Below are 26,465 nucleotides of genomic sequence, written 5' to 3' on the forward strand. Positions count from 1 at the left end.
ATGGCGGCATTTTCTTTGATCGGGCCAACATTTTTTTTAGTATCAGGTCAGTCTTTCAACCAATTCATTTTGACTTTGGGGCTGATTATTTTAGCTGTTGTTTTTGGTTTAACAGCGTTTATTTTTATTCGCCTTTTTGTCAATTGGTTGCAGGCAAAACTGGAGAACCAGCAGTTTTTTTTGAACCGCTCGTTCACAAAAAACACAGATCATTTAACCGCTAATATTTCCCAACCAGAAAAGATTTTTTTAGAACCCCGATTCGTAGAAAGTGACGGCAATTTAACTGCCACTATTTTTGGAGGCAAAAGCGATATTTCAAGAGCGCTTCAACCGGATATAATCTGCGAGAATTCAGCATCCGTTGCCTATCTCTACAAGCCGATCGCTCTTTGGCACGGGCGCTTAATTTTGCCTTCAAACGAACAGCGCCAGCCCTACGGGACAGTATTTTTTGAAGTAATAAATGCACCCAAAAAACATCAAAACTTTATTGGCAAAACAGCATTTTTGAAATGGAGTACAAATCGCGAAGTACAATTTTTTGTCCACGCAGTCAGTCAAGATATAAACTTCACACAAGAAACTCAAAAAAGTCAAAAATCTGGCAATATCCATCCAGATAGATTGAACGGCTGGCGAAATGTCGGCCCTTTAGAAACTCTAGCAGGCAGCCGACTCGAAGACAGCGTGACTGTGATGCTGCGGAGGCCCGTGATTGCGATTAATTATAGCAGCAGCGATCGCCATGAACTCACGATCGATCGCGAACCCGTACAAATTATCGGACGTTTCTGCGCCTTAGTCTCAATTTTACAGCGAAAAGAACCCGACAGCGACAAATTTATTGTCCGGCATTTCAACAAAACATCTCGACAATTTGACGGCGCCGCCGAAATTATTCGGATTCCGCAAGTACAGCCAGACAAAAATGGCGTAGCGAGGTCTACCAATCACCTAATCGAACAATCGCCATTAAATCCAGACGGCTGGTACATTTATGGCGAAAGAGACGAAGACAGTATATTTGTAGTGCAGGCAATCGAACCCCGCAAAATTGCTCAATTAATCCCAGATGAAACACATTTCGGACTAAAAAAATCTATCGCTTATTTAAGCAGCCAAAATTGGGAAAATACACCAGCAAAAAAAGGGCAAGCAAAAATAGTATTGTTAACCCCAAATGACGCTACAGAAAACGCTTCAATCTCTCCTTGGCAAGAAGGAGATATCGGGATGGTGATTCACAGTTTCGGGGGTATCGGTGGCAAAAAAGGCGAACGGCCACCGCTGGGAATTGTCACCGGACATTTTGCTTTTGGAGTAGCAAAAGTAGTGCGCGATCGCTTTACCAGCGAACTGCGTTTTGACATAGAATACAAACAAGTTTACGCCCACAATCCGGACGGAATTGTTGCCGGTTCCAGCAAATGGCAAAGCTACATGGGAGACTTGCAGCGCGGCTGGTTGGGCGATCGCCCGGTTTGCGATATCATCTGTAAATTAGACTGCGTTTGTTGCGACTACGATTTTGGTGGCATAACCTTGTCGCCTTTAACCGAATTAAACCAGCAACTAGATATCATGATGGCCCGCTACCGCAGCGGAGACGGCACCGGCGCAAGTTTAGTCACGCCAGCAACTTCTTGCGTCCAAGATTCAAGTCAGGCAATTTACGCGACAATTAAAAAAATAACTTCCGAAATAGAGTCAAATCCTCAGATTCAAGACTGGTTAAAAACACATCCCACCGACGCACAAACCCAAAGATTTCACCAATTAGTAGCTTTAGGAGAGAGTTTAGAAAAAGTATTAATGCCCCTCGGCATTGTCCGTCCAGATTGGCAGAAAAATCCAAGATTGGCGGGGATTGATGCGGAACTGAAAAAAACCTTTTTTGGGGGTATAGCAAACCTGATAAAAGCTGCTATTAGTTACCGAACAATGTTGCCGAGGCGCACCCAAGATGAAATCGCCAAAGTTTTATTAAAACAAGGAGCATTTTTGTGGATAATTCGCACCAATCAAGTCGGAGGATTTGACCCAGACATTGAGCCGATCGCACCAACAGGCTTTTGAATCAGCAATCGGTTTGTAGATGATTCGGCGATTGATATCAAATCCCTTGGCATCGTCCTGTATTCATCTCTCTCTTCCCTTTCTCTGTATCCTCTGTGTCAAGAGCGGTTTCATCATTCCGATACAACCGGAATTAATATGACAACTCACTGTTTGGACATTTGAACAATACCGATGCAACCGGAAAGGATATGAAGTCGCTACTAGAAAAACCAAGTCTGCCTCCGCAGACTAAGAGATTGAGGGAGTATTTAAGCGGGATTTGGTATCCGCCAACAGTCAACAGTCAACAGTCAACAGTCAACCGTTAACAGTCAACCGTTAACCGTTAACAGCCAACAATCAACCATTACCAAGGAGTGACTTGAACAGTCCCGTCTGGTGCCCAAACTACGCGGAAATCAGCCAGCGGTTCCGCAGGTGGCCTGGTGCCAATGGGTTTGTAAAGCAACTCAGACAACGGCGTTTCGGATCGATCGACTGCTGCCGAATTTTCCGGCTTGTAACCGACAATCGCCCCGTCTTGGGCCACACTCACCCGATAAACCAACTCCGCATCAACCGGAGGCTTATCCTTCACAACTCCATCAATTTGCTGGGAAAGTTTGCCCCTCAACAGCTCAATTTCCCCTGGATCGGTAATTGGCACGGCTGCCACCTCTGGGCTTGCCAAACCTTCAGCAACAGGAGTGGGCGTGCTTTCCGGCGAAGTGCTCGACTGCGGTGTGGCCAACGGTGAAGCGTCCGGCAGCGGCGCGGGGATCGGAGTCGGCGAAAGCGATTCAGCGTTCGGAGTTTGAGTCCCAGGCAGCAAACCGTCAGCAGGGGGCGTGGGATTGGGATTAGGCGAACCCGATCCGCCCGGATTCGGCGTCCCTTGATTCTGGCCCGCTGGATTGGGCTGCGGCACCGGATCTCTCGGCCGCTGGACTTCCGGTACCGGCACCAAGAAAAACGCCATCGCAGCCAAAGCCAAACTCGAAACTCCCACCACAGCAGGCAAACTCCGCTTCGCCAAAGGTTCGGCAGACTTGACGTAACGCCTGGAAATTGGGGTTAATTGCAGCGACAATTCCGGCAGCGTCTGCGTGTCGGCAAAAAACTGATCGATCGCCTCTACCAAGTCAAATAGCTGTACCGTCGTCAAATCAACTTTTGCCGACAGTTCTGTTTTTTGATCGATTTGGGTTGGGCTGCCTGTGGAGGCGGGTAGAACGGTCAATCGGTGCAAATTCCCGTCAATTCTGTGTAACTGCACCATCCCCACATTCGGGCCGTAGCGATCGGGATAATGCACTCCGCTCATAAATTCTTGAGCGTAGCTGCTGACGGCCCTCACCAAGCTTTCAAAAAACTCCCGCCCCCCCGTCAGGGGCTCGCCGAGACCTTTCACATAGCATTCAGCGCTCATTAGTATGGAAAGCACTGGCCGTATATCTAACTGGCTGGCTGCCGATCCATCGCTCAACCCTTCTAGAACTAGGGTGCAATTTGGCAGACTGTACTGACGCCTAATAGTCATTTTTTATTCAACTTCTCCATCAAACAGGCTAACCCAGAAGCGCTGCATTCCGGCTGTGCCTGTACAAAATAGCAGTTTGCTCAACAAGTTCAAAGCTAGTTCGTTGAGCTTTTCGTCGGAATCGTAAGCTGCAACGAGGGATCGCTTGGGGTTCATGCGCGATCGAAAGTGAGCTCGAAAGCGTTCTAAATACTCCGCCAGAGGCTGGTTCTGGTTGAGGGGGATATTTCTCGATCGCAACTGCTGCGAGTCTAGCAGCAACTGCCGAATTGTGGCGGTTAACTTACGCGCCATATTACAGGCGATCGCCACCAGCGCTTTTGCCTCCACAATGGTAAGGGAGCGGCGCTGGGTGTAGCGTCTCAGCGGGTTAGTATTACGCATCAGCCAAAGAGCAACCCGATTTTTGATAATTGATTCCAATTCCAGATCCTTTGACACAGCCAGCATTTCTTCGGCACCTCCGAGATACAAGGCTTCGATCGCCAGCAACATCAAGTCAATTTGCAATCTGGCTCGGCGGGAACATCCCCCATCGGAGGGCGACAAGTCTGGCAAACTGTCTAAAATCAACGGGTTTGACTGGGTAAGCGAAGTTTCTGACGGCATTAATATCACGGCAACATCCATTCCAAACAAACTATACGGGCACGGGGGGTCTTGAGCAAGACAAATTCAGAACCGACGACTCCTCAGCGATACTTTATTTTTATCATTTACTTTTACGTATATTTTCTAATTTAGCAGCAACCGACCGTCACAGGCGAGCTCCGGCGGCGGGAGTTCGATCGCCCACTCCCTCACCCCCACAGGCACTTTGTGATTCCTTGCTTCATGAGGGGAGAAGGGGAGAGTCAATCGATTTTAGATTTTAGATTTTAGATTTTAGAATTGAAGTATTGATCCCACGGATAAATTCTGGGGTTCCTTTATCGGATACAGGTTTTTTATTTCTGGACGGATGAATCCGGGGGCTTGTATCCTGGATGCTTTCGGTCGGAAAGCGACAAAGAATTGCCCCTTTCCCATTTCTTATTCTCTATTGGACTCAATCAATGTTCATCCTTTTGGGGTTGCACCGCCGCTTCTCTTTGAGCCGTAAAATCAGTAGCCGCCGTCTTATCAGTTAGACTAATTTTTCCCTTGAGGCTTTCTTGCTCCACAATTCCGCGCATTTTAACAGAACTGTTTTGACCGGTTGCTGTGGAGTCGCTGCAACCCGCTAAATTAGGAACCGCACCCGACAAGTTCAATCCTTGAGTTTCCCACTTACCAAATAGAGAAGGTTTCTCCTCGCCTGTTTTTTCCCTGCCCTCCCTGCTGCCCGATCGCAAATTACCGCTCAAATAAACACCCGATTGCTCGATTGTCAATACCAAAACATCAGATTTCAGACATTCGGGCAAACTGTTAGCATCGAAGCGATAAGTTCCCGCAATTGCCGGGGCCGCCTTTAAATTTGCTTCGCCGTAAGCAGTTACTACTTTAAACAGCAGCGAAACTGAGCCGATCGCAACTCCGTAAAATGCCAGCGATTTGAGGCTTAAATGATTCATCATCTTGGTAATTAATAATTGGGCATTGGGCATTGGGCATTGGGCATTGGGCATTGATACTAACTCACAAATAACCAATAACCAATAACTAATAACAACAGTCAAAAGTCAACAATCAACCGTCAACTGACTACCTTTGAGGAAGTACCGATGCCAAGTGCGATCGCACTTTAACGTAGCACCGCGCAATCAGCAGCGAAGAATGACACTGCACAGCCAATTCATCAGTATACTGTCCCAAAGTTTGGCGCTCAATTCCCCACTCCCGACTCGTACCCGCAATAGTCAAATCAGCATTAGCAGAAGCCGCCACCACTGCTTGAATTGGCTCAGCAGCCTCCACAATCGGAGTTTCTATGCGCGATCGTACCTCAATCGGTAACTGCTCCATAACTCGCCCAAAATCGTAACTCAGCTCGTTTTCAGCTTCCCCGTCAACCGCCACCCGCAGCACCGTCAAACGGCGTTCCTCGCTATTTACTAACAGTCTCAGCGCCAATTCTAAACCCAAATCATCGTGAATGTTTGCCGCGTAAGGTACTAACAAGTTATTCAACCTTTCCCTGCCTCTGTCAACAAAAATTGCTACATCCACCTTAGCGTTACTGAGAATTTGGCCGACACGTCCTCCCAAACGGTTGCTGCTAAAAGTAGGTCTGTGCCATCCTACTAAAATCAAATCCGCGCGATCGATCTCCGCAATTTGGGCTGTCTCCCTGGCTACATCATTAGTAACCCGAATGATGGGATGTACGAATTTTTGTGCCTCCGGCAGTTCCAAACTCTCAATCAATTCTGATAATTTCGAGCGACGCTCTTGAATAATGCGATCGGCTTCTGCAGGCGTACTTTCAAAGGCATAATCATCATTTAATTCTATCAAACTCAGAGGATGAACCGCCGCCGACTGTAAATCCTCACCACCCATACCAGCAGCCGGCTGCGCCAGCGCTACCGCTAGTCGCAGTAAGCCTTTCTGCGTGCTGGGATTGGCAACCGGTACTAAAATTCTATAAGTTGGCAGCAATTTGTTAGCAGTTTCTTCGCTGCTATCGGCAATTGGTGAATCTTCTAATTCAGAATCCTCAGAGTTAACTTCGGAAATATCTAATCTAATTAACCGTTTTGGATAAGTCCACTCCAACAGAGGCGAAGTCATAAAAGTTGTCACTAAAGCCATGATGACTAACATCGTAAATAGCAGGGGCGAAACTACGCCCAAGGAAAGACCGATATTCAGCACAATTAGTTCAGTCAAACCGCGAGTATTCATTAGCCATCCCAGCGCAGAAGCTTCGCGGTTGCTGATGCCACAAACTCTGGCCGCAACGTAAGTGCCGACGTATTTGCCGATAATTGCCACTCCTAAAACTGCGGCGCACAGCAGCCACAATTCGGGGCTATTGAGCAAGCCGATTTGAGTCCGCAAGCCGCTATAAGCAAAAAATATGGGCAGCAGAAATATTAGTACAAAGTCTTCAGTTTTTTCTGCTAATTCTCTGGTTAATGCCGCATTTTTAGGCATGGCAGCCCCCAGCAAAAATGCACCGAAAATTAAATGAATGCCGATCAATTCAGTAATTAAGGCAGAAGCTACAACTCCCATGTAAATGCCGGAGAGCAATAACTGTGTTAATCTGCCAGTGCGGTTGTACTGTTTGGAAAGTCGCTGCAAGAACCAGCGGACTACAGTCATCATGAAACCGATGTAAATTAAAGACTCAATAATTGTCGGCAAAGCACCGATCATCGAATTAGTACGAGTAACTGCGATCGCCACTGCTAACAAACACCACGCCGTTACGTCGTCTACCGCAGCGCAAGTCAAGGCCAGCGTCCCCAATTTTGTATTCTGCAAGTTGTGTTCTGTAATAATTCTTGCCAGCACCGGAAAGGCAGTAATTGACATTGCAGCGCCCAAAAACAAAGCAAAGGCGGTAAAGGAAACGCTATTATTTGAAACGATGGGATACAGCAGCAGTGCGAGCAAGCTTCCCAGGGAAAACGGCACTAGAATGCTGACGTGGGAAGTTAAAATCGCTATATCTAAATTGCTTTTTAGATACTTGGGATTCAGTTCCAAACCAATCAAGAACATGAAAAATATTAGCCCCACCTCAGACAACACGTTGAGGAAGGGAACGGCTTCGGCTGGAAAAAGTGCTGTTGCTAAATCTGGTGCAACTAAGCCAAATAGTGAAGGCCCAAGCATAATTCCTGCTACAATTTCTCCAATGACTTGAGGTTGTTTGATCGCTCGAAATCCTAAACCTACAAGTCTCGAAAGTGCGATAACAATTAGAACTTCAAGCAGGACGAGAATGGGTATGGGCATGGCGTTTTTAGCTTTGGGATTTTTGCGGATCGAGAGGGCAGGGTACTAAAGCTGACTCAATTGCCGATCGAAAAAAATGGATGCCAGCTCGATCGAAGGTAGAAGGCACAAGAGGCGCACCAACAACGCCATTGTCTCACAAGCCAACAAAGGCTTTGGCAACATCCCACTTGGATTTTTTATTTTTTACAGGCGCTTGCAAGTAACTTTAACCGCAGCCTCTGCACCCCGGACTAAATCTCACCTCCTGGTGCCCACAGCCCATTGAAACTCACATCTTCCACCATTCTCAATTACTTGTTTAGGAACAGGCCGAAAAGCCTGTTCCACAAGAAAACTCATTCTTTCTTTGTGGAACGGGCCGGAGAGCCAGTTCTTGACAATGGTGCAACATCTGAGTTTAAACGTAGTGATATCAGATTGTCAGCAAAAGTAGCGCGCGCTGTGATAAACTAGAAAAGTTGTTTAAATTCGCACATCCGGGTTTTCGGGTGTTTCTAGGGCGCAAACCTTCAGAAATACGACCGGGTGGAGGATTAACCCGAATTAGGAGTTAAAAATACAATGCCAGTAGTCAGTTTGGCTCAAATGTTAGAGTCAGGGGTTCACTTCGGACACCAAACCCGTCGGTGGAACCCGAAAATGTCTCCATACATTTTTACAGAGCGCAACGGGGTTCACATCATCGACCTCGTGCAAACCGCTCAGCTTATGGAAGACGCCTACGAGTACATGAGAGTTGCCTCAGAAAAAGGCAAAAAGTTTTTGTTCGTGGGTACAAAGCGCCAAGCTGCCGGGATTGTAGCCCAAGAAGCTCAACGCTGCGGTGCTTATTACGTCAACCAGCGCTGGCTGGGGGGAATGCTCACAAACTGGACGACGATTAAGTCCCGCGTGGAGCGCCTCAAGGATTTGGAGCGCCGCGAGGAAATCGGCGCCCTCGATTTGCTGCCGAAAAAAGAAGCTTCCGTACTGCGCCGAGAAATGGCAAAACTCCAGAAATATCTGGGCGGGATTAAGTCTATGCGGAAGATTCCCGACGGAGTGGTGCTGGTAGACCAACGCCGCGAGTATAATGCGGTGTTGGAATGCCAAAAGTTGGGAATTCCGATCGTCTCTCTGTTGGATACCAACTGCGACCCGGATTTGGTTGACATTGCGATTCCGGCGAATGACGATGCTATTCGATCGATCAAGCTGATTGTCGGCAAGTTGGCTGATGCCATCTACGAAGGTCGTCACGGTCAGCAGGGCGGCGACTCTGATGAAGACTACGACTACGACGGTGGTTACGAAGGCGCTGAAGATGATGTCGAAATCGAAGAATTGGATGACCCCAATTATGTAGATCCCGAGGACGCCGACGCTGAAGGCGAAGAAACCGACAGCTAGTATTGCCCTCGGAATCTGACACCAGGAAATTAAAAATTAAAGATTGAAAATTAAAAATAATTATTATTTTTAGTGGGATATTTTTAATTTTTAATTGTACATAAGCTGGTCTGCATTTAAATTGTATGTCAAAAAAGATTAAAGTCTTGTGGGGAGTAGGGGTTGGGCCTAAGAGCCCGCCCTGAATATACAATTTAAATGCGCGACTGCTTAGCACGAGTCTAAGTCATTAGTAGAGCTCTGGCAAAAGCATTCATTGTGTCAGGGTCAGAATTAATTCTGGCGCTACACCTACAAAGTCGGTACTAATATCGACTGGGTATTTCTTCACTCTGGTCTAATCATTAACATTAAAATTAGTGACTAATGACTGATGACTAATGACTGATGACTAATGACTAATAACTAATTTTGATTGGGAACTTAAAGAAGATGGCGGACATATCTGCAAAACTTGTTAAAGAACTGCGCGAAAAAACTGGCGCGGGCATGATGGATTGCAAAAAAGCCCTCGTTGAAAACGAAGGCAATATGGAAACATCCATTGAGTGGCTGCGGAAAAAAGGTCTGGCTTCGGCAGGTAAAAAAGGTGGACGAGTTGCCTCAGAAGGGCTTGTAGGCAGCTACATTCACACGGGCGGCCGCGTCGGTGTGCTGGTGGAAGTTAACTGCGAAACAGATTTTGTGGCACGTCGCGAAGAATTCCAAACTTTGGTGCGGAATATCGCGATGCAAATTGCAGCTTGCCCGAATGTGGAATACGTGAAAGTTGAAGATATCCCCGCCGAAGTTGTCGAAAGAGAAAAGGCAATTGAAATGGGCAAAGATGACTTGGGCAACAAGCCGGAAAACATCAAAGAAAAGATTGTTCTAGGGCGGATTGAGAAGCGCATGAAAGAGTTATCTTTGATGGATCAGCCTTTTATTAAAGATCAGAATATCTCGGTGGAAGAGTTGGTGAAACAAACGATCGCCCAAATTGGAGAAAATATCCAAGTGCGTCGCTTCGTGCGTTTTGTCTTGGGCGAAGGCATTGAAAAGGTAGAAGCTAACTTTGCCGATGAAGTGGCAGCCCAAATGGGTGTTCAATAATCCCAATTAAGATTTAGAATTAAAAATTAAAAATGTGAAAAATTAATTTTTTGCATTTTTAATTTTTAATTTTTATAGGAGTTATGGACAGACTATATTTGTAGGCTGATCGCTGCAAACCTTACTACTACAGATATCGTAAAGATGGAAAACTTGCGTAATATCAAATCTGTTAGCATCGGAATCGTAAATTAGAGTTCACTGTTGACTGTTAACTGTTCACGTTGTCAACAGTCAACAGTCAACAGTCAACAGTCAACATCATTCCGGTGTTACCGGAAATGATATAAGTCCTATTTTAATTTTATACGAGAGATATGGTGCGACCAAGAGAGAGAATAGAGCAAGATTTGGCAGGACTCGAAGAGGCTTTAGCAGCCTTGAATTTGGAGTTTCGCAGTACCTACGAAGGTTATTTAACTGCGTTGGGACAAGCGGTGCGGCAGCAGTTAATTTTGGCTTGCTATCACCTTTGCACTCAAGCAGTACCGGAGTCGTTTCTCAAGTTGTCCTTCGAGGGGCGGCAAAAAATGCAGCAGTCTGTAAAGGCTTTGGCTGCGGAGTCGGAGGAAAAATTGCGATCGCTGGTGGCTGAATCACAAGCAGATGAAGAAATAGAGGAAGAGGAAGAAGAAGACGAAGACGACTTCGATGAAGAGGAAGAGGAAGAAGAGGAAGACGAATCAGACGACAAGGAAGAAGACGAAAAGGAAAAAAACCAAGTTTCCGCCATTAACTATCTATTTTCATTGGCAAATTATCAATTGCCAAATGCCAATTCCCCGGAAAGTTTGGCACGCTGGCAAAATAGTATTGAAAAGTCGATCGTCCATATACTCAAGCTGCTTTCTCGCGACACCAACCGCTTGCTGCAACAGTCGGGAATCTTGCCGAGTCAATTGCCAGAACCGGTTCTAGAAGCTGCTTCTCAAGCTGAATCCTCCGGCGATAGTGTTGCCGGGCCGCCTAACTTATTAAACTTAATCATTGAAACCGATGCCTCATCAGCATCGCGAAAACTGGCCGCAACCTTTGGTAGTAGGGCGCTGCACTTTACAGCGATTAAACTGCGGCTATCGGAAATAGAGTTTGCCGATGCGGGAACCTCGGCTTGGCGCCAGCAAATTCGCAACCTCTCTGTCAAGTTGAACTCGCTGGGCCGCGATTACCAGAAAAAGCAGCGGGAACTTGCTGTGGTGGAGGCTGAGTCGGCTTGGCGATCGAGTTGGTTTGAAGATTAGTCAGTTGTTAGTTGTCAGTTGTCAGTTGTCAGTTGACTGTTGACTGTTGACTGTTGTCAGTTGTGTGGAATTCTTGAGCTATGATTAATAACTAATGACTAATGACTAATGACTAATGACTAATAACTAATGACTAATAACTAATGACTGATGACTAATAATCAACCCGAATGGCAGCGATTGCAAAAAGCTCTTTCCGTAGAAGCCGATCGCGGATTTAACGACATCCAAGGCAGTCAATACCGCTTCAGCGAGTTTCTCGGTCTGAGTTTGAGACAGTTGGCAGGTTCTGTGGCGGCTTCGGCGCGCGATCGAGCTAGACAACTAGCCGCTGAATTTGACATCTACCCTCAGAAAGATCTCGAACAGCGCCAACATTCGATCGCCATTACGGTCAGTTTTCTGAGGCAAATGGAGCAAGTTTGGGAACAAGAAACTCGCCACCAGCCAGAACAAGTAGCACAAGTCATACCCGCAAACGCTAACGCTTCGGAACAAACCGCCCCAGCAGTTTCCGTTCCCCGAACTGCACCCCTGAGTACAGCACCCCCACCGCCCAGCCTGACTCTCGACCAACAGTTAACCCGCGTCACCGGCATCGGCCCCGCCAACGGCAACCGCTTGGTAAAACTGGGTTTATACACTGTATATGACTTGCTTTACTACTATCCGCGCAACCACATCGACTATGCAAAGCAAGTACAAATTCGCGAGCTAGTAGCCGGGGAAACTGTCACTTTAATCGCAGAAGTAAAGCGCTGCAATTGCTTTTCTAGCCCGAAGAATAAGAAGTTAACCATATTAGAAGTAATTTTAAAAGACCGCACCGGAGAAATAAAAATTAGTCGTTTTTTTGCAGGCCCTCGCTACAGTAATCGCGGCTGGCAAGAATTCAAAAAGCGCGAGTATTGTACAGGTGCGGTACTCGCAGCTTCCGGGTTGGTGAAGCAGGGTAAATATGGAATTACTTTAGAAAATCCTGAGTTAGAAGTATTAGACGACTCCGGCGGTGCGATCGAATCAATGAAAGTCGGCCGCCTGATACCAGTTTATCCGCTGACTGAGGGGGTGGATGCTGGTTCGGTGAGGCGATCGATTTTGGCTGTAATGCCGGCGGCGAAAATGTTGCCAGAATCGCTACCAGAGGATTTGCGCGAGCGTTACGGTTTAATGGGTTTAGCCGATGCCGTGACTAATATTCACTTTCCGCTCGATCGAGATTGTTTGGCCGCCGCCCGCCGTCGCTTAGTTTTTGACGAATTTTTCTACCTGCAATTAGGACTTTTAAAGCGCCGCCAAACCCAAAGGAAAGCTCAAGCTAGTGCAGTCATCCTTCCTACTGGCAAATTGATCGAACATTTTTATGAAATCTTGCCTTTTGCGTTGACTAATGCTCAGGAAAGAGTCATCAATGACATCCTCAACGATTTAGCTTCATCGCAACCGATGAACAGATTAGTGCAAGGCGATGTCGGCGCTGGCAAAACTGTAGTAGCAGTCGTGGCAATGCTAGCAGCAATTCAATCCGGCTATCAAGCCGCATTAATGGCGCCGACAGAAGTTTTAGCAGAACAGCATTACCGCAAATTGGTAGGTTGGTTTAATTTGATGCACTTGTCTGTTGAACTGTTAACTGGTTCCACAAAAGTAGCCAAGCGCCGCGAAATTCACAACCAGTTAGAAACCGGAGAATTGCCCGTTTTAGTGGGAACTCACGCGCTGATTCAAGATACGGTGAATTTTCATAAATTGGGTTTGGCGGTAATTGACGAACAGCACAGATTCGGTGTACAGCAGCGCGCTAAATTACAGCAAAAAGGTGAAGCTCCCCACGTTTTGACGATGACGGCAACTCCCATTCCCCGGACGCTGGCGCTGACGCTGCACGGGGATTTAGATGTGAGTCAAATTGATGAACTTCCCCCCGGCAGGCAGGCAATTCAAACAACTGTACTGTCTGCCAAAGAACGCATTCAAGCTTACGATTTGATTCGGCGGGAAGTGGCGAGCGGGCGTCAAGTTTATGTGGTGCTGCCGCTGGTGGAGGAGTCGGAAAAGTTGGATGTGCGATCGGCAATTGAGGAAAAAGAGAAACTTGAAAAAAGTGTATTTCCTGAGTTTAAGGTGGGTTTGCTGCACGGGAGAATGAGCAGTGCCGACAAAGATGACGCAATTTCAAAGTTTCGGGACAAAGAAACGGATATTTTAGTATCTACTACTGTGGTCGAGGTGGGAGTAGACGTGCCGAATGCCACGGTAATGCTAATTGAAAATTCTGAGCGTTTTGGACTGTCGCAACTGCACCAGTTGCGGGGTCGAGTTGGTCGGGGCAGCAACCGTTCTTATTGTTTGTTAATGCCCGGTTCCAAAACGGCGGAAGCTATGCAGAGAATGAAGGTTTTAGAACAATCTCAAGATGGCTTTTTTATTGCGGAAATGGACATGAGACTGCGCGGGCCTGGTCAGGTTTTGGGAACTCGGCAGTCTGGTTTGCCGGATTTTGCTTTGGCGAGTTTGGTGGAGGATCAGGAGGTTTTGGAGTTGGCGAGGGCGGCGGCTCAAATGGTAATTGAGAATGATGAAAGTTTGAATCAGTGGCCGGTGGTGCGGGATGAATTGGAGCGGAGATATCAGCGGATGATGAGTGGGTCGATTTTGACATAAATAGTTTTGGACGCAGCAATGGGGTTTTTAATAATATTTGGTAGTGGGGGGTTAAGCAAAGATATATCAAAGCCGCCAGTTTATTGCTGCACTCACCCGCCCTCCTCCCCATAGGGCGGTTTATTTACCCCTCCTTATTTAATGTCAGTAATGTCAGAAACCAGTTTTCTTCCCATAAACTCATGTAAAATCCTAGATTTTTTGTCAGGAAACGCGGTTTATACTTTTTTGCTGAGACTGCTGCAAAATATCAGGTTGATCGAAACGTCAAAAACACGAATTTTTTGGAAACGAGTGCCTCAACCCAAACTACTTTAGGAGAGGATTTTGGCCTTAATTTACGCTATTTTTATAAGGAGCCAGGCTTGGGGTACTTATTCCACCAAGAATCCTTCGCAGGAATGACGAAGAAGTGTCAAAATTAAGATAGTTCTGCCAGCAACAGGGGAAAGGAAATCTAGCCTGTACTGGCGCCTAAGGCAACATTGATTCCTCGCTGGTTACGCTTGCAGGTGGTCGCCGACGGTTCGTCGCATTTAATCTCAACACTAATTATGAAAGATCTCACTCGTTATCGAAATATTGGCATCTTCGCCCACGTAGATGCTGGCAAGACCACCACAACAGAAAGAATCCTGAAACTGACAGGCAAAATCCACAAAATTGGTGAAGTTCACGAAGGCGCGGCGACTACTGACTTCATGGAACAGGAGCAAGAGCGCGGGATTACGATTCAATCCGCTGCTACCACGTGCTTCTGGAACGACCATCAGCTCAACATCATCGATACTCCGGGACACGTCGATTTTACGATCGAGGTTTACCGTTCTTTGAAGGTTCTTGATGGTGGTATTGGTGTGTTCTGCGGTTCGGGTGGAGTTGAACCGCAATCTGAAACAAACTGGCGCTACGCTAACGATTCCAAAGTCGCTCGCGTCATCTACATCAATAAGCTCGATCGCACGGGTGCAGATTTTTACCGTGTTGTCCAGCAAGTTGATAAAATCCTTGGCGCTAAACCGATGGTAATGGTATTGCCCATCGGCATAGAAGAAAAGTTTTGCGGCGTAGTCGATTTGCTGACCCGCAAAGCCTGGATCTGGGATGACTCAGGCGATCCCATGAACTATCAAATTAAAGATGTCCCCGCCGATATGGTCGATGATGTCGAAACTTGGCGCGAAAAGTTGATCGAACTGGCCGTCGAGCAAGACGACACTGTGATGGAACAGTATCTCGAAGGCAACGAGCCGAGCCTCGACGACCTCAAGCGCTGCATTCGCAAAGGTACTCGCGATCGGGCATTTTTCCCCACATACTGCGGCTCATCGTTTAAAAACAAAGGCGTACAGTTGGTTCTCGATGCCGTAGTTGACTACCTGCCAAACCCGATGGAAGTCACACCGCAGCCAGAAGTCGATCTCGAAGGTGAGGAAACCGGCGAATTTGCGATCGTCGATCCCAATAGGCCATTGCGGGCACTGGCGTTTAAGATCATGGACGATCGCTACGGTGCTCTAACCTTCACGCGCCTGTACTCCGGTAAGTTGTCCAAGGGCGACACCGTACTCAACACCGCCACAGGCAAAACCGAGCGCATCAGCCGTTTGGTGGAAATGCACGCCAACTCTCGCGAAGAAATTGAATCCGCGCAAGCAGGGGACATTGTGGCGATCGTCGGCATGAAAAACGTCCGCACCGGACACACCATCTGCGACCCCAAAAATCCCGCAACCCTAGAGCCGATGGTATTCCCCGATCCCGTTATTTCGATTTCGGTCAAACCGAAACAAAAAGGCGGCGAAGAAAAAATGGGAGCAGCCCTCACCAAGATGGTGCAAGAAGACCCATCCTTCCACATGGTGACGGATCAAGAAAGCGGCGAAACGATTCTCAAGGGGATGGGCGAGTTACACCTCGACATCAAAGTAGACATTCTCAAGCGCACCCACGGTATCGAAGTAGAAGTCGGCGAACCACAGGTAGCCTACCGCGAGTCGATTACCAAGCGCCTCGAAGACGAATACACCCACAAAAAGCAATCAGGTGGTTCCGGTCAATTTGCCAAAATCGGCTATGTGATCGAGCCTGGTGAGGTTGGAAGCGGCTTCCAGTTTGAGTCAAAAGTGACTGGTGGTAGCGTGCCGAGAGAATATTGGCCAGCCGTCGAAAAAGGCTTTGAAAGCTGCATCGACAAAGGCGTCTTGGCCGGATTCCCCTGCTTGGACTTGAAATTCACGCTTCTAGAAGGCGGTTTCCACCCCGTTGACTCGTCAGCAATGGCTTTTGAAATTGCTGCCAAAGCGGCCTATCGTCAGTCTCTGCCGAAAGCCGGGCCTCAGTTGCTCGAACCGATTATGAATGTCGATGTATTCACTCCAGATGATTACATGGGCGACGTGATCGGCGACCTCAACCGCCGCCGGGGGATGATGAAATCTCAGGAAACAAGCCAGACAGGAGCACGGATCAAGGCAGATGTGCCGTTGAGCGAAATGTTTGGTTACATTAGCGATTTGCGTACTATGACATCTGGCCGCGGTCAGTTTTCCATGTCCTTCTCGCACTATGCTCCTTGTCCCAATAACATCGCTGAAGAAGTGATTAAGGCGGCAAAAGAGCGTCAAGCTGCGAAGTAGTAGTGCTTTTGACTCCCGGTAGGTGCTATCTGGAGTCAAACAGAACAATTCAATCCCCGACAACTTCTACGAAGTCGGGGATTTAATCTAGATAATAAGTACAGTGAGGTTCGACAAAAAAATATGATTGAGTCGATCGCAACACTTTCACTAACAGACTTCCTCGCTCAACCGGATATTGAATCCTCGCCTGCATGGGAATTTATTCTGGGACGAGCAGTTCAAAAAACTATGCCAACCCTTTTTCATTCGCGACTGCAACACAACTTGGTTAACTATATCAACGATCGGACTGATCGATTTGAAGCGATACCAGAGTTGCGTTGCTTGGTACTTCCCTACTCGCCAGTACCAGATATAGCGATTGTAGCAGGCGATCGGCTTACCGATGAAGACGGACCACTTAACGGCGCACCGGATTGGTTAATTGAAATTCGATCGCCGGATCAAAGCACTTTAAAATTGCAGAATAAGATCCTCCACTGCCTCATTAACGGCACGCAATTAGCATGGCTAATCGATCTCTCTCACCAACAAGTTTGGGTATGGCAGGGTGAGGAGCTACCTATAATCTGTTCGGGTGCAGATATTTTACCAGTTTTAGGTATTCTCCCGGAACTTACGGTTGATGCTGTGATGGCTATGATTCGCCGACAGTAGGCATTTTATTAGAAAACTGGGTTTAAAACCCCGTTGATAGTAATTAGGGTTTGCTGAATATACCGCATATTGCGTGGTCTGGGTTTGCGATCGGCTTATTCAGCAAGCCCCACATATTAGATAGTAGAACCACGAGCAGACTTCAACAACATCTTGATTTCTTCAAGACTTAATGGTGGTGAACTACGATGAATCATAGCGTGACAATTTGGGCAAACAGGACGCAAATCTTTTATAGGATCAATTTCATACTCTTCTGCAATTTCTGAAAGGGGTCTTAGATGATGAACATGAATGAAACCTTTTCCCTGTTGCCCAAAAGCTCTGCCAAAATCGAAATCACAAATAAAGCAACTTGAACCGTAATAATCAATACATTTTTGCCGAGCTTTAGGCTCTCGTTCATAGGCGTTGACTGAAACTTGCCGTACTGCCCCCTCACGAAATGTTTGTACTGAATCTACTTCATCAGGAAAGAATCTAGGAGTAGTTACAGATTCCTGAACCTGAAGCGGATTTTGCCAATCCCTCAAACATTTTAGGTAGTCCTCAAAACGGTCTTCCTTACCAAGAATCACATTTGATGCAGCACGAAAGATAGCAAAGATTTCGACAAAGTTATTAATCACTGGCTGAGCTGCATCTAGGTCTTTAATAGGAAGAACTAGGGATGGACTCTGAATATAAGTACCATTCCAACCTACTTCATGAATTAATTGCAGTCTGTTAATGAACTCCTCATACTCAAACTTACCATATTTTTCCGGTGCAATATTATTAGAGGAAATAATATATCTACCATGCTTCAAAATCCTAGTAACATCTTCTAAATGGTTTTTCAGAACGTGAACAATCGGATTACTTTTTAGCCCTCTTAATCCAAAAAATTTCACAAGTAAACTATAAGAAGTACACTCGATTCTCTGTTGGAAATACCAACCTTTTCCTTTTATAGCCAAGCCAGCGGTTGCTATTTTGTAGGGCTGGGTTTTCTTGGCTCCAAGGCTATGAGCTGGTGTAGTCATTATCTGACAATCTGAGAGTACATCTGTGCCATAAACTTGGTGAATTAGGTCACAAGCTTGTTTAATGATTATTTTAAGCTTAGGGATAAGTAATTCTTTTAGCTTATCAGCACGCTCTCGATTGTCTTTGACTGAGAAGAGATATTGTTCAGCACACCCTATGAGTGGCAAGTCAACGATTTCTGACATTTCGGTTTCCTCAACTGAACTCATATTTGCTCTCCGACATGACAAGTCCAACGAAAACTCATCGATATTTTAGCTTTTTTTCGACATATCCTGAAATAGGTCATGCTTCCCCGGCTCCTAAAACTTGTGCTGTGGTGAGTTTGAGCCTTGTAGGGTGCGTCAGGAGTGAATACTTACTGGACAAGGGAAACGCTTATGGACTGACGCACCCTACTATCGTCTTTTAAATGCCGAACAGCTTATGAGTCAAATAAATCCCGATCGCACTGCTGGTACAATTGCGATCGACGTTTGCGCTCAATCAAACGGGCAGTATCTTTGTCAGATTTCGTCATCTCTGAGCGATCGCCCCCATGATCGCATGAATTTTTACGGACAAACGAAAGAACACGCGATCGCGATCGCCCTGGAAAATTTAGCATCTCGCTACCGCCAGCAAGCCGAAGACTCTCAAAATATAGATTGGGATGCGGTGGAAATTTCGGATTCGGGAGAGCCGATTGAAAAGCGTTATCACGTAATTTTGCACTACGAACGAATTGCTAAAGATGAATCTAAGTTTGAGGCAATGCACAATACAATGATGGGAAATACAGTAGTTGAAAATGCCAAAATTTCAATAATTGAGATCGAGCCCGATATCGAAATCGGGCCGTTAGAGCGATCGGGATATTGAACCATCGGGACTTAGGTGCAGATGGGCATCTTACCCTACGCATCAGCGATCGAAACGTGAGTTTGAGGTGACGATCGACTAGAAGCGCTCGCATAATTTCAAATCCCCAAAATTTCTTTTCTATTACTCCCCCGCAAAATCCGCCCTAAACTTCTCCACAACTCGATTTAACTCAACTGAATGAGAGGCCTTAAATAAAATGCGATCGCCCGGTGTAACAAACTCCATTAAATGCCTTGCTAAATCTTCGCGGGAATTCTCCCTCCCAATATCTTCTACCTCCACAAAAGGCACACCCGCAGCGCCCGCTGCCATCGCCGCTGCTTCCTCAAAATCAGCAAAAACAAACAAAGCATCCAGATTCAAATCTCGCGCCGCCCTTCCCACTTGTCGGTGAAACTCGATCGCCCTGTCGCCCAATTCCTTCATCGTTCCCAACACCGCAATCCGGCGCTTTCCAGGAGTATCTGCTAACAGTCTCAGGGCCGCCAACATCGACTCCAAACCAGCATTGTAAGTCTCATCCAGAATCATAATATCATCGGGCAAATCGTAGCGGCGCGCCCGTCCATCCGGTAACTGCACAGACAAACCTTGCTTTAAAACTTCCCAATCAATACCTAACACTTTCCCTACCGCCAAAGCCGCCAAATAATTTACAGCATTGTGTCGTCCCGGCAGCGGCAGCGGCAATTCCACACCTTCTACTAACATTGTATCAGGGTTGAGCAATTCTCCGCACAAATTCCCGCCTTCTAAACCGTAACTTAAAGTTTTCCCCTGCCAAACTTCGGCTGCCGTTGCGATTAATCTGTCACAATCGTGATTGAGAATAGCAATGCTATCAGCAGGCATTTCGGCTAACAGTTCGCACTTAGCTTGGGCGATCGCCTCTTCCGAACCCAATCGCCCAATATGTGCCGTTCCTACATTAGTAATTACCGCAACAGTAGGTCGCGCAATTTGCGACAGCAGCGCAATTTCACCACTGCCGCGCATTCCCATTTCAATTACAGCATAATTGTGGGAAGGTGAAAGCTCCAACAGAGTTTTTGGTACTCCAATTTCATTGTTGTAGTTATATTGAGTTTTAAGAACATTTCCCCTCGTTGACAACACCGCCGCAATTAACTCTTTAACAGTAGTTTTACCGACAGACCCAGTAACAGCAACTATAGGTATACTGAATTGGTCACGCCACCAGCGGGCGATCGACTGATAAGCTTTTAAAGTATCGTCAACGCGCAACAGCGGAAAATTAGGCAATTCCTCTTGCCAATCTCGATCAACAATTGCCGCAATCGCCCCCAAATCGTGGGCTTTTGCCACAAATTGATGCCCGTCAAAATTGTCTCCCCGCAGCGCCAAAAATACTTCGCCTCCCTCAAGAGTGCGCGTATCTGTGGCAATACCTGTCCCTAAAGCTGTCAAAATGCCCTCAGACACAGCAGGCAAAGGTACAGTTAAAATTTCAGCAAGTTGGGCGATACTTACGCGACAAACCATAACCAGCACTCACATTTCAAATAATTATTTTCACAGCTAATTCTACCTTGCCCCACCTCAAATTTAACTAACAGCGGGCGGCGAATCAGGATTGACCTTGATTATCCTCATACTAAATCGTCTGCCTACCAAGAAATTATCCCGTACCCACCCACAATCTTTACCAATACTTTACAAAGTCGATGGTATTTAAGGCCTTGCTAATTACCAACAATTCATGTCATGCTGGTGTTGATAAATAGTTTAACTAAGCAAAAAATATCGATCGGCTTAAGCTGCTGACAGCTTCTACCCATAATCCTCATCCGGCGAGAAGCTCGGTTGACTCAATTGTGGCGATTCATTGGCCAATTCATCAAGCTAATAGCGCTGAAAGCTCCTGCCCCACCCTCGGAGGGTTAATCCACAGTGAACGACTACAACAGACAAAGCCACGAAGAAGAACAGCTACTTTACAAGCACTGGCTGGAGTTGGTACAACGAGAGCAGCCGGCCGAACTCATCAGCCGTTTTCGCACTTTGTTTATCCAGGGTAGCGGATATCCCGATCGCTCCGTCGCCGACGCACTCGAAAAAATAGCAGCCTCAGAACACGCCCAACAAGAATTCAAGTACATCCTCAACCGCTGCTGCCACATCCTGATCAACCGCTGGCAAACCTACCCCAGCAAGCAAGCAGCCATCCCTGAATTGATCGCTCTGTTTGAAGAAGCGCCCAAAATATTATTTGGATACAATCGATCACGGGGGCGAGGCTCTATCCCACATTTAATAAATCAATTTACCGAAAGCGAACAGTACCTCACCCTCAAGCGTTTAGCGAAAGTCATAACTCACAGCAATGAAGATAGCAGCAACAGCAAAACCCCTGCTAGCCTTGCGCTCGGAACCTTAATTCCCCGCTACCCTTACCTCTACAAACACTGCCTCCTCAGCGACGACAGCACCTACGAACAGCAAAAAATCATTAAAAAAATCCAAGCTCAAAAGCAGCAGCAATTTGAGATCAACCTCTCACAATATGTCGCCCACCAAGTGAGAAAGGCTCATATAGCGCGTCGGGAAACCTCCCTTTCCTTCGGCAGAAATATACAGCCTATAAAAAATCCGACCTTGTTGACCGACCCCGAACTATTCTTTGCCCTCAAGCAATTTGTCGGAAAAGTAGAAGGAGCCGATACCTACAGACAGCTAGCGGGCCGTTTCACGGCGAACGCCAGCACATATCAGTCTTACGGCTCCTTTAAAGACGACTTGTACGAATACCTGATTTCTTCTGTCACCGACGATCGCTACGGCAAACGTCTCTTTAACGAAAAATTGTATAAGCAACTACAAAATACCCTGCCCCACAGCGATGATCAGAAGTTTAACGAATTTTTAATGATTAGAACTTGCAGCCAGTTATTGAACTTTTTAGTAGTAGAGAGTCCTGTGCGGCCCAACCACTTTGTCTTCATTGACCTGATCTCAAACCTCGGGCCGACCCAAACCACAGGTTTGCTGCTGAAAATCGTACTAATTTGCGGCAAAGTCAAGCCGTACCTAGAAAAGCGGCTGGCAATTTTGTTCGGTCACTACGAATGCAGTACCCGAGAAGGCGTAGTGTGGTTAGTCAAAGCCCTAGAAAACGTAAACCTAGCTTTGAGTACCAACTTTGGCAAGGTGGATGTATCTTTCCTGCGGTGAGAGGGCGCGGCATAACTTTCTCTGCTTCCACTGCAGGCAAAACATCACACCGATCGACCAGGTTTCGGAATACCCTAAAAGTTTTACCTTTAATTAGAACGACTTAATTAACTCCTGAAACCTACTCAAAAGACATTATTCTATGTTAAAGTACCAAGTGTGAATCAGATTCAGTTGCAGGCTTTGTTCATTGCTACAGAATTGTCTAAAAACTTGCCCTTCTGTATCGGCAGGGGACTCTCCGAAACTGAAATCTTCGCACTGTCTAAATTTTGGAGTTATTCCTCATGTCGATATACGTCGGTAACTTATCCTACCAAGTTACCCAAGAAGACATCACCACCGTCTTCGCCGAATACGGAACCGTTAAGCGAGTACATCTACCTACCGACAGAGAAACCAGTCGCCCCCGCGGCTTCGGTTTTGTAGAAATGTCCACAGATGCAGAAGAAGATGCAGCCATTAGTGCTCTCGACGGAGCAGAGTGGATGGGTCGCGACCTCAAAGTTAACAAAGCTAAGCCCCGCGAAGATGAAGGCCGGGGTGGTGGCAACCGGGGCGGCGGCCCTGGAAAATTTGGTCGCGCAGGAGGGGGAGGCGGAGGAGGACGTTATTAATTTCCTCATTAATTTCCTCGGATAAAGATTTGAGATTGGAGAGTTGAAACTGGCGCGAGAGCTCACCTAGCTCCGAACCACTTCCGGCCGTTCCGAAAAACCTATGCTCTTCAAATTTCCATATCTACCGGATTAAATATACCAAAAAGCCAAGGGCCTAACCCTTGGCTTTTTGGTATGAGAGTTGACGGTATGAGTCTGAAACCGGTTGGGCGAATCCGTTGCAGTACCGTCAGGTTCTAATCGTCAGGTTCGATGCTGCTGCTCAATCCGTGATTATTTAGCGTTTCAGCGTAAAACTCAGCGTGTTCGAGAGCGCAAACAATCACCAATCCCATCCCGTTAGTATGGGCTTCCATCATCACATTTACAGCCTGTGGCTGAGTCAGACTCGGTACCGTCGCCATCAAAGTCTGCACCACGTACTCCATAGGATTGAAATCATCATTGTGCAGCAGAACGCGGTAGCGCGGTGCAAGCTTGCGGACTGTGGAAGGCTTTTGAATAATTTCGACAGACACTAATCTATACCTCCTGACTTGTAAAATGTTAAAATTTGTCAACAATCTTGAGCCGGATTCCTCCGCTGTGCAAGACTATCTCACTTTCAGCTATTTTATTGAAATCTGAAAATTCAGACAAGGCAGCCCCTTGGTCGATCGCAAGCTGTGAACCCAACACCAAACCCACAGGGGGTGTCCTGGGCCCTGGGCAACCACCTTCCTAGCGCCATAATATTAGAAAGGCGCGATCGGTTAAAAATAACAAACTACTACCTGTTGAGTCTCCAGAACTGAGGGAACGAACATTATATGAAACGCAAACCTAAATCCTACAACGACAGATTCAGCGGCGACCCATCCCGAGGAGATGAAGACTCCGACTACCCAGGCTCCTTTGGCGGACAGTCGCGGCGTCAACCTCAGTCCGGCAAACCCTCTTTCCTCAATTCCGCCACCCTAGGGATTTTAACAGCCGTCTTTATTCTGGGAATTGGGATTGGCATTGCCTTTAGCTCCACAGCTACAATTAGCCCAGAGAACGTAGCTTCCCGCGAATTTATTGATCGCAGCGCCCCCAACCCCGAACTTTGCGTGCAGTTTGGAGCAAGCGCGATGGTGACAGATATGCGGCTCTACGTCACCCTCAACCCTTTCAACGTCTACATCTCGCAGCCGAGTATGCGCCCCGGATGCGTTTTGCGAACCAATAACTGGGCAATTCTTGAACAAAGAAAACTCATCAGCCAAGACCAAGTGCGGGATTGCAAAAATCGCATGAACACCTTTGGCTTCACCGGCCCCTTGGAAGCTCAACCCGAAATTAACTGTATCTACCAAAATGACGGCGCTAAAAACCTGTTCCTCAACCAACCGGGTTCGATAGCTCCAACCAGTGAAGGTCAAAATTTCTAAATCGCCGATATAGCGGTTTTCAGTTGAGTCAATTACAGATAGGGGGTAGGACTTAGGCAAAGCCTAAGTCCTTACTTTATTTCATACAATGGAAAACTGCTCTCAGAAAATATTGCACAAAGAGGTTCCAGGGAAGAAAAAAGTCTTCCTCCCTCCTTCTTCTTCCTTCTTCCCTCTTCCTCCCTCCTTCTTCCCTCGAACCTCTTCCTTCTTCCTTCTTCCTCCCTCCTTCCTCCCTCCTTCTTCCTTCTTCCTTCTTCCTCCCTCCTTCTTCCTTCTTCCTTCTTCCCTCTTCCTTCTTCCTTCTTCCCTCTTCCTTCTTCCTTCTGCCTTCAAAAACCGAACTGCGGGAAATCTTCCGTTAACTGAACTTGCAAAATTTGACCGGGTTGAATCGTAGCAGGTTGAGGAGCAGCCACGTAAGTTGTAGCAACACCACCGGCTGCTCCCGCCAACAAACCGACACCGGAAAAGCCGCTCAGCAAGAACAAAGCTAAGCCACCAATACCAGTATTTCGCAACAAACTGCGATCTGTCGGCTGTTGCCGACGGCCTCCCACCGGTTCTGAGCGAGCCAACAGAGGAATATTGCGGCCGTTAAGACTAATAGCTTCGACCACAAATCTACTGCCGAGGTTCGTTGTTTCAAAGCGACCGATGACCGGCGTATTAGCAGGTACGATCGTATTGCCGCGACTGTCGAGAATTCCCCCTTGCAGCAGCAGCACTTCCTCTTGGCTGGGCTTCGCTTGCAGCCGCAAAGCCTGAGCACCGGGGTATAGTAAACTCAGCTCCGTGCCCGCCGGCAACAAGACATTCGCCCCAGTCGCAGCCTGCAAAGGAGCATTCGATCGTCCCCCAGGAAGCGGTTCACCAAAAGTAAGCGTCCGCTGTTGGGGTGCAGCAGCAGCCGTTATTTGAGGATCTAGGCGGGGTAGAGCAGCAGCTTGTACCCCACGGCGTTCGTCAAGGCGAACATTGACTAAAGGCACTGTTATCGGCCGGATTTGGTCATTTGAAGTTGACCGCTGCGAAGAATTTGTAGCGCGATTTAGGGAAGTAGGAGGCTCAGCTCGATCAACCTCTGGGACAGCATTTGACCTGGAATCAGTCGGCGGCTGGTTTTGCGGTACTTGTCTTGCAGGCTGGGGTTGAGTTTCGGGAGTTTCCATAATTGGAGTCGGTTCGATCACAGGACGTAACACCCAGCGATTTTCTACCCCGCTTCTTTGGAATTGAACTTGCCCTGCGCTGAAACCGACTCCAGGAGCCAAATTTACCAGAATTCTCGCCGTTCCCGGTTGAACTTGACTAACCCCCACAGAACGCACTCTACCTTGTGGGTATAACTGAGTTGCATCTACTCCGATCTCAGTATTGGGCAAATCCACAGCAATCTGAGACGGATTGAGTAGAGAATATGTGGGGGTTGTGCCCTCTGGGAGAGTAATTTCTAGCTGATTTGTCGCCGGATCGAATTTCCAACTTGTGACTGTAGAAGCATTTGCTGGTTCGAGTGTTGCGGGCACTGCTGCAACTGCGGCGACGACTGCTAGACTCAGACTCAGTGACTCGATCGCAAACAATCCCGCTGGTAGAGAATTAACAGTCAATTTTTGTAAGTCTGCCCAAAATTTTCGTGGTAATTTTTTGTATGGCATGGCTGCTGGGTGAAATTTTTGATCTGAAATAGATTATGGATGGGAAAATTTTGCCTTCGGATGACGCTGAAAGTTTAGCATTATTGCGATATGAAAAATTTAACTAAATGGAAATTATTGCGATCGCGCTTTGTTCTTAACAACAAGTGGTGTCAGGTTAGACAAGATGAAATAGAATTGCCAAGCGGACAAATTATAGACGACTTTTTTGTTAATGTCCGACCAAATATCGCCCTCGTATTTGCCACAACAGAGCAGCACGAACTTGTATTAGTGCGACAATACAGGCACGCAGTAGGCGAAATTTTGCTGGAACTGCCTGCAGGCTCTTTCAACCCTGCTGAAGAGAGCGGGAAATCGGCAGCCGCCAGAGAACTTGCCGAAGAAACGGGATATGTTGCTGAAGAAATTTTGGAACTAGCAACCTTATATCCCACATTCCGCAGATGTGGGTCGGATTTTTTTATCAGTTGTGAAAACTTGGAAGCCAAACAATTTTGGGCTGAA

The 26,465-nt window shown here is 47.0% G+C and carries 21 protein-coding genes; 12 read left to right on the forward strand and 9 right to left on the reverse strand.

Annotated elements, in window-relative coordinates:
• On the forward strand, positions 1–2,079 hold the full coding sequence (locus QUA83_RS07360) for an abortive infection protein (RefSeq protein ID WP_333292345.1): 2,079 nt from the start codon (positions 1–3) through the stop codon (positions 2,077–2,079).
• A gap of 349 nt (positions 2,080–2,428) precedes the next feature.
• Here the strand turns inward: QUA83_RS07360 and QUA83_RS07365 are convergent, their stop codons facing one another.
• The 4 genes from QUA83_RS07365 to QUA83_RS07380 form a co-directional block, all read right to left on the reverse strand.
• A complete protein-coding gene (locus tag QUA83_RS07365) occupies positions 2,429–3,601 on the reverse strand; it encodes a DUF4335 domain-containing protein (RefSeq protein WP_333292346.1) in 1,173 nt (390 codons plus the stop codon).
• Between the two features lie 3 nt (positions 3,602–3,604).
• Positions 3,605–4,231: a DUF3038 domain-containing protein gene (locus QUA83_RS07370; RefSeq protein ID WP_333292347.1), complete on the reverse strand. Its 627-nt coding sequence runs from the start codon at positions 4,229–4,231 to the stop codon at positions 3,605–3,607.
• A 422-nt stretch (positions 4,232–4,653) separates the two neighbouring features.
• The gene (locus QUA83_RS07375; protein ID WP_333292348.1) at positions 4,654–5,190 is read right to left on the reverse strand and encodes a hypothetical protein; all 537 of its coding nucleotides are present in this window, start codon (positions 5,188–5,190) and stop codon (positions 4,654–4,656) included.
• 97 nt (positions 5,191–5,287) lie between these two features.
• Positions 5,288–7,492, reverse strand: coding sequence for a cation:proton antiporter domain-containing protein (locus QUA83_RS07380; protein ID WP_333292349.1), 2,205 nt, complete (start codon positions 7,490–7,492; stop codon positions 5,288–5,290).
• 564 nt (positions 7,493–8,056) lie between these two features.
• Between QUA83_RS07380 and rpsB the strand changes: the two genes are divergently transcribed.
• The 6 genes from rpsB to QUA83_RS07410 all read left to right on the forward strand — a co-directional run bounded on the left by rpsB (position 8,057) and on the right by QUA83_RS07410 (position 17,180).
• Positions 8,057–8,884, forward strand: coding sequence for a 30S ribosomal protein S2 (gene rpsB, locus QUA83_RS07385; protein WP_333292350.1), 828 nt, complete (start codon positions 8,057–8,059; stop codon positions 8,882–8,884).
• A 432-nt stretch (positions 8,885–9,316) separates the two neighbouring features.
• Positions 9,317–9,976: a translation elongation factor Ts gene (gene tsf / locus QUA83_RS07390; RefSeq protein ID WP_333056024.1), complete on the forward strand. Its 660-nt coding sequence runs from the start codon at positions 9,317–9,319 to the stop codon at positions 9,974–9,976.
• A 317-nt stretch (positions 9,977–10,293) separates the two neighbouring features.
• The gene (locus QUA83_RS07395; protein ID WP_333292351.1) at positions 10,294–11,217 is read left to right on the forward strand and encodes a hypothetical protein; all 924 of its coding nucleotides are present in this window, start codon (positions 10,294–10,296) and stop codon (positions 11,215–11,217) included.
• A 150-nt stretch (positions 11,218–11,367) separates the two neighbouring features.
• Entirely contained in the window at positions 11,368–13,881 is a 2,514-nt protein-coding gene (gene recG / locus QUA83_RS07400) for an ATP-dependent DNA helicase RecG (protein WP_333292352.1), read from the forward strand.
• 554 nt (positions 13,882–14,435) lie between these two features.
• Entirely contained in the window at positions 14,436–16,520 is a 2,085-nt protein-coding gene (gene fusA / locus QUA83_RS07405; RefSeq protein ID WP_333292353.1) for an elongation factor G, read from the forward strand.
• Positions 16,521–16,643: 123 nt separating this feature from the next.
• Positions 16,644–17,180: a Uma2 family endonuclease gene (locus tag QUA83_RS07410; protein WP_333155025.1), complete on the forward strand. Its 537-nt coding sequence runs from the start codon at positions 16,644–16,646 to the stop codon at positions 17,178–17,180.
• 116 nt (positions 17,181–17,296) lie between these two features.
• Here the strand turns inward: QUA83_RS07410 and QUA83_RS07415 are convergent, their stop codons facing one another.
• On the reverse strand, positions 17,297–18,394 hold the full coding sequence (locus tag QUA83_RS07415) for an HNH endonuclease (RefSeq protein ID WP_333292354.1): 1,098 nt from the start codon (positions 18,392–18,394) through the stop codon (positions 17,297–17,299).
• A 241-nt stretch (positions 18,395–18,635) separates the two neighbouring features.
• Here QUA83_RS07415 and QUA83_RS07420 point away from each other — a divergent pair, with 241 nt between their 5' ends.
• Positions 18,636–19,070 (forward strand): hypothetical protein, encoded by a 435-nt coding sequence (locus tag QUA83_RS07420; protein ID WP_333292355.1) that lies wholly within the window; start codon positions 18,636–18,638, stop codon positions 19,068–19,070.
• A gap of 123 nt (positions 19,071–19,193) precedes the next feature.
• Here the strand turns inward: QUA83_RS07420 and QUA83_RS07425 are convergent, their stop codons facing one another.
• Positions 19,194–20,576: a UDP-N-acetylmuramoyl-tripeptide--D-alanyl-D-alanine ligase gene (locus tag QUA83_RS07425; protein ID WP_333292356.1), complete on the reverse strand. Its 1,383-nt coding sequence runs from the start codon at positions 20,574–20,576 to the stop codon at positions 19,194–19,196.
• A gap of 408 nt (positions 20,577–20,984) precedes the next feature.
• Here QUA83_RS07425 and QUA83_RS07430 point away from each other — a divergent pair, with 408 nt between their 5' ends.
• Both QUA83_RS07430 and QUA83_RS07435 read left to right on the forward strand, forming a co-directional pair.
• A complete protein-coding gene (locus QUA83_RS07430) occupies positions 20,985–22,265 on the forward strand; it encodes a hypothetical protein (protein WP_333292357.1) in 1,281 nt (426 codons plus the stop codon).
• A gap of 287 nt (positions 22,266–22,552) precedes the next feature.
• Positions 22,553–22,882, forward strand: coding sequence for an RNA-binding protein (locus tag QUA83_RS07435; protein WP_333198593.1), 330 nt, complete (start codon positions 22,553–22,555; stop codon positions 22,880–22,882).
• Positions 22,883–23,121: 239 nt separating this feature from the next.
• Here QUA83_RS07435 and clpS read toward each other — a convergent pair whose 3' ends face one another.
• Entirely contained in the window at positions 23,122–23,403 is a 282-nt protein-coding gene (gene clpS, locus QUA83_RS07440; RefSeq protein ID WP_015178019.1) for an ATP-dependent Clp protease adapter ClpS, read from the reverse strand.
• A gap of 291 nt (positions 23,404–23,694) precedes the next feature.
• On the opposite strand from clpS, the gene QUA83_RS07445 reads away from it, so the two are divergent.
• The gene (locus QUA83_RS07445) at positions 23,695–24,297 is read left to right on the forward strand and encodes a DUF3172 domain-containing protein (RefSeq protein ID WP_333292358.1); all 603 of its coding nucleotides are present in this window, start codon (positions 23,695–23,697) and stop codon (positions 24,295–24,297) included.
• 102 nt (positions 24,298–24,399) lie between these two features.
• Here the strand turns inward: QUA83_RS07445 and QUA83_RS07450 are convergent, their stop codons facing one another.
• Complete coding sequence (locus QUA83_RS07450) at positions 24,400–24,633, reverse strand: hypothetical protein (protein ID WP_333292359.1); 234 nt, start codon at positions 24,631–24,633, stop codon at positions 24,400–24,402.
• Positions 24,630–25,958: an AMIN domain-containing protein gene (locus QUA83_RS07455; protein ID WP_333292360.1), complete on the reverse strand. Its 1,329-nt coding sequence runs from the start codon at positions 25,956–25,958 to the stop codon at positions 24,630–24,632. The genes QUA83_RS07450 and QUA83_RS07455 overlap by 4 nt, the downstream gene beginning before the upstream one ends.
• Before the next feature lie 90 nt (positions 25,959–26,048).
• On the opposite strand from QUA83_RS07455, the gene QUA83_RS07460 reads away from it, so the two are divergent.
• Positions 26,049–26,465, forward strand: a 417-nt coding sequence (locus QUA83_RS07460; RefSeq protein ID WP_333292361.1) for an NUDIX hydrolase, incomplete at its 3' end; no start/stop codon positions are given.

The sequence above is a fragment of the Microcoleus sp. K1-B1 genome (assembly GCF_036704705.1).
GTDB lineage: Bacteria > Cyanobacteriota > Cyanobacteriia > Cyanobacteriales > Microcoleaceae > Microcoleus.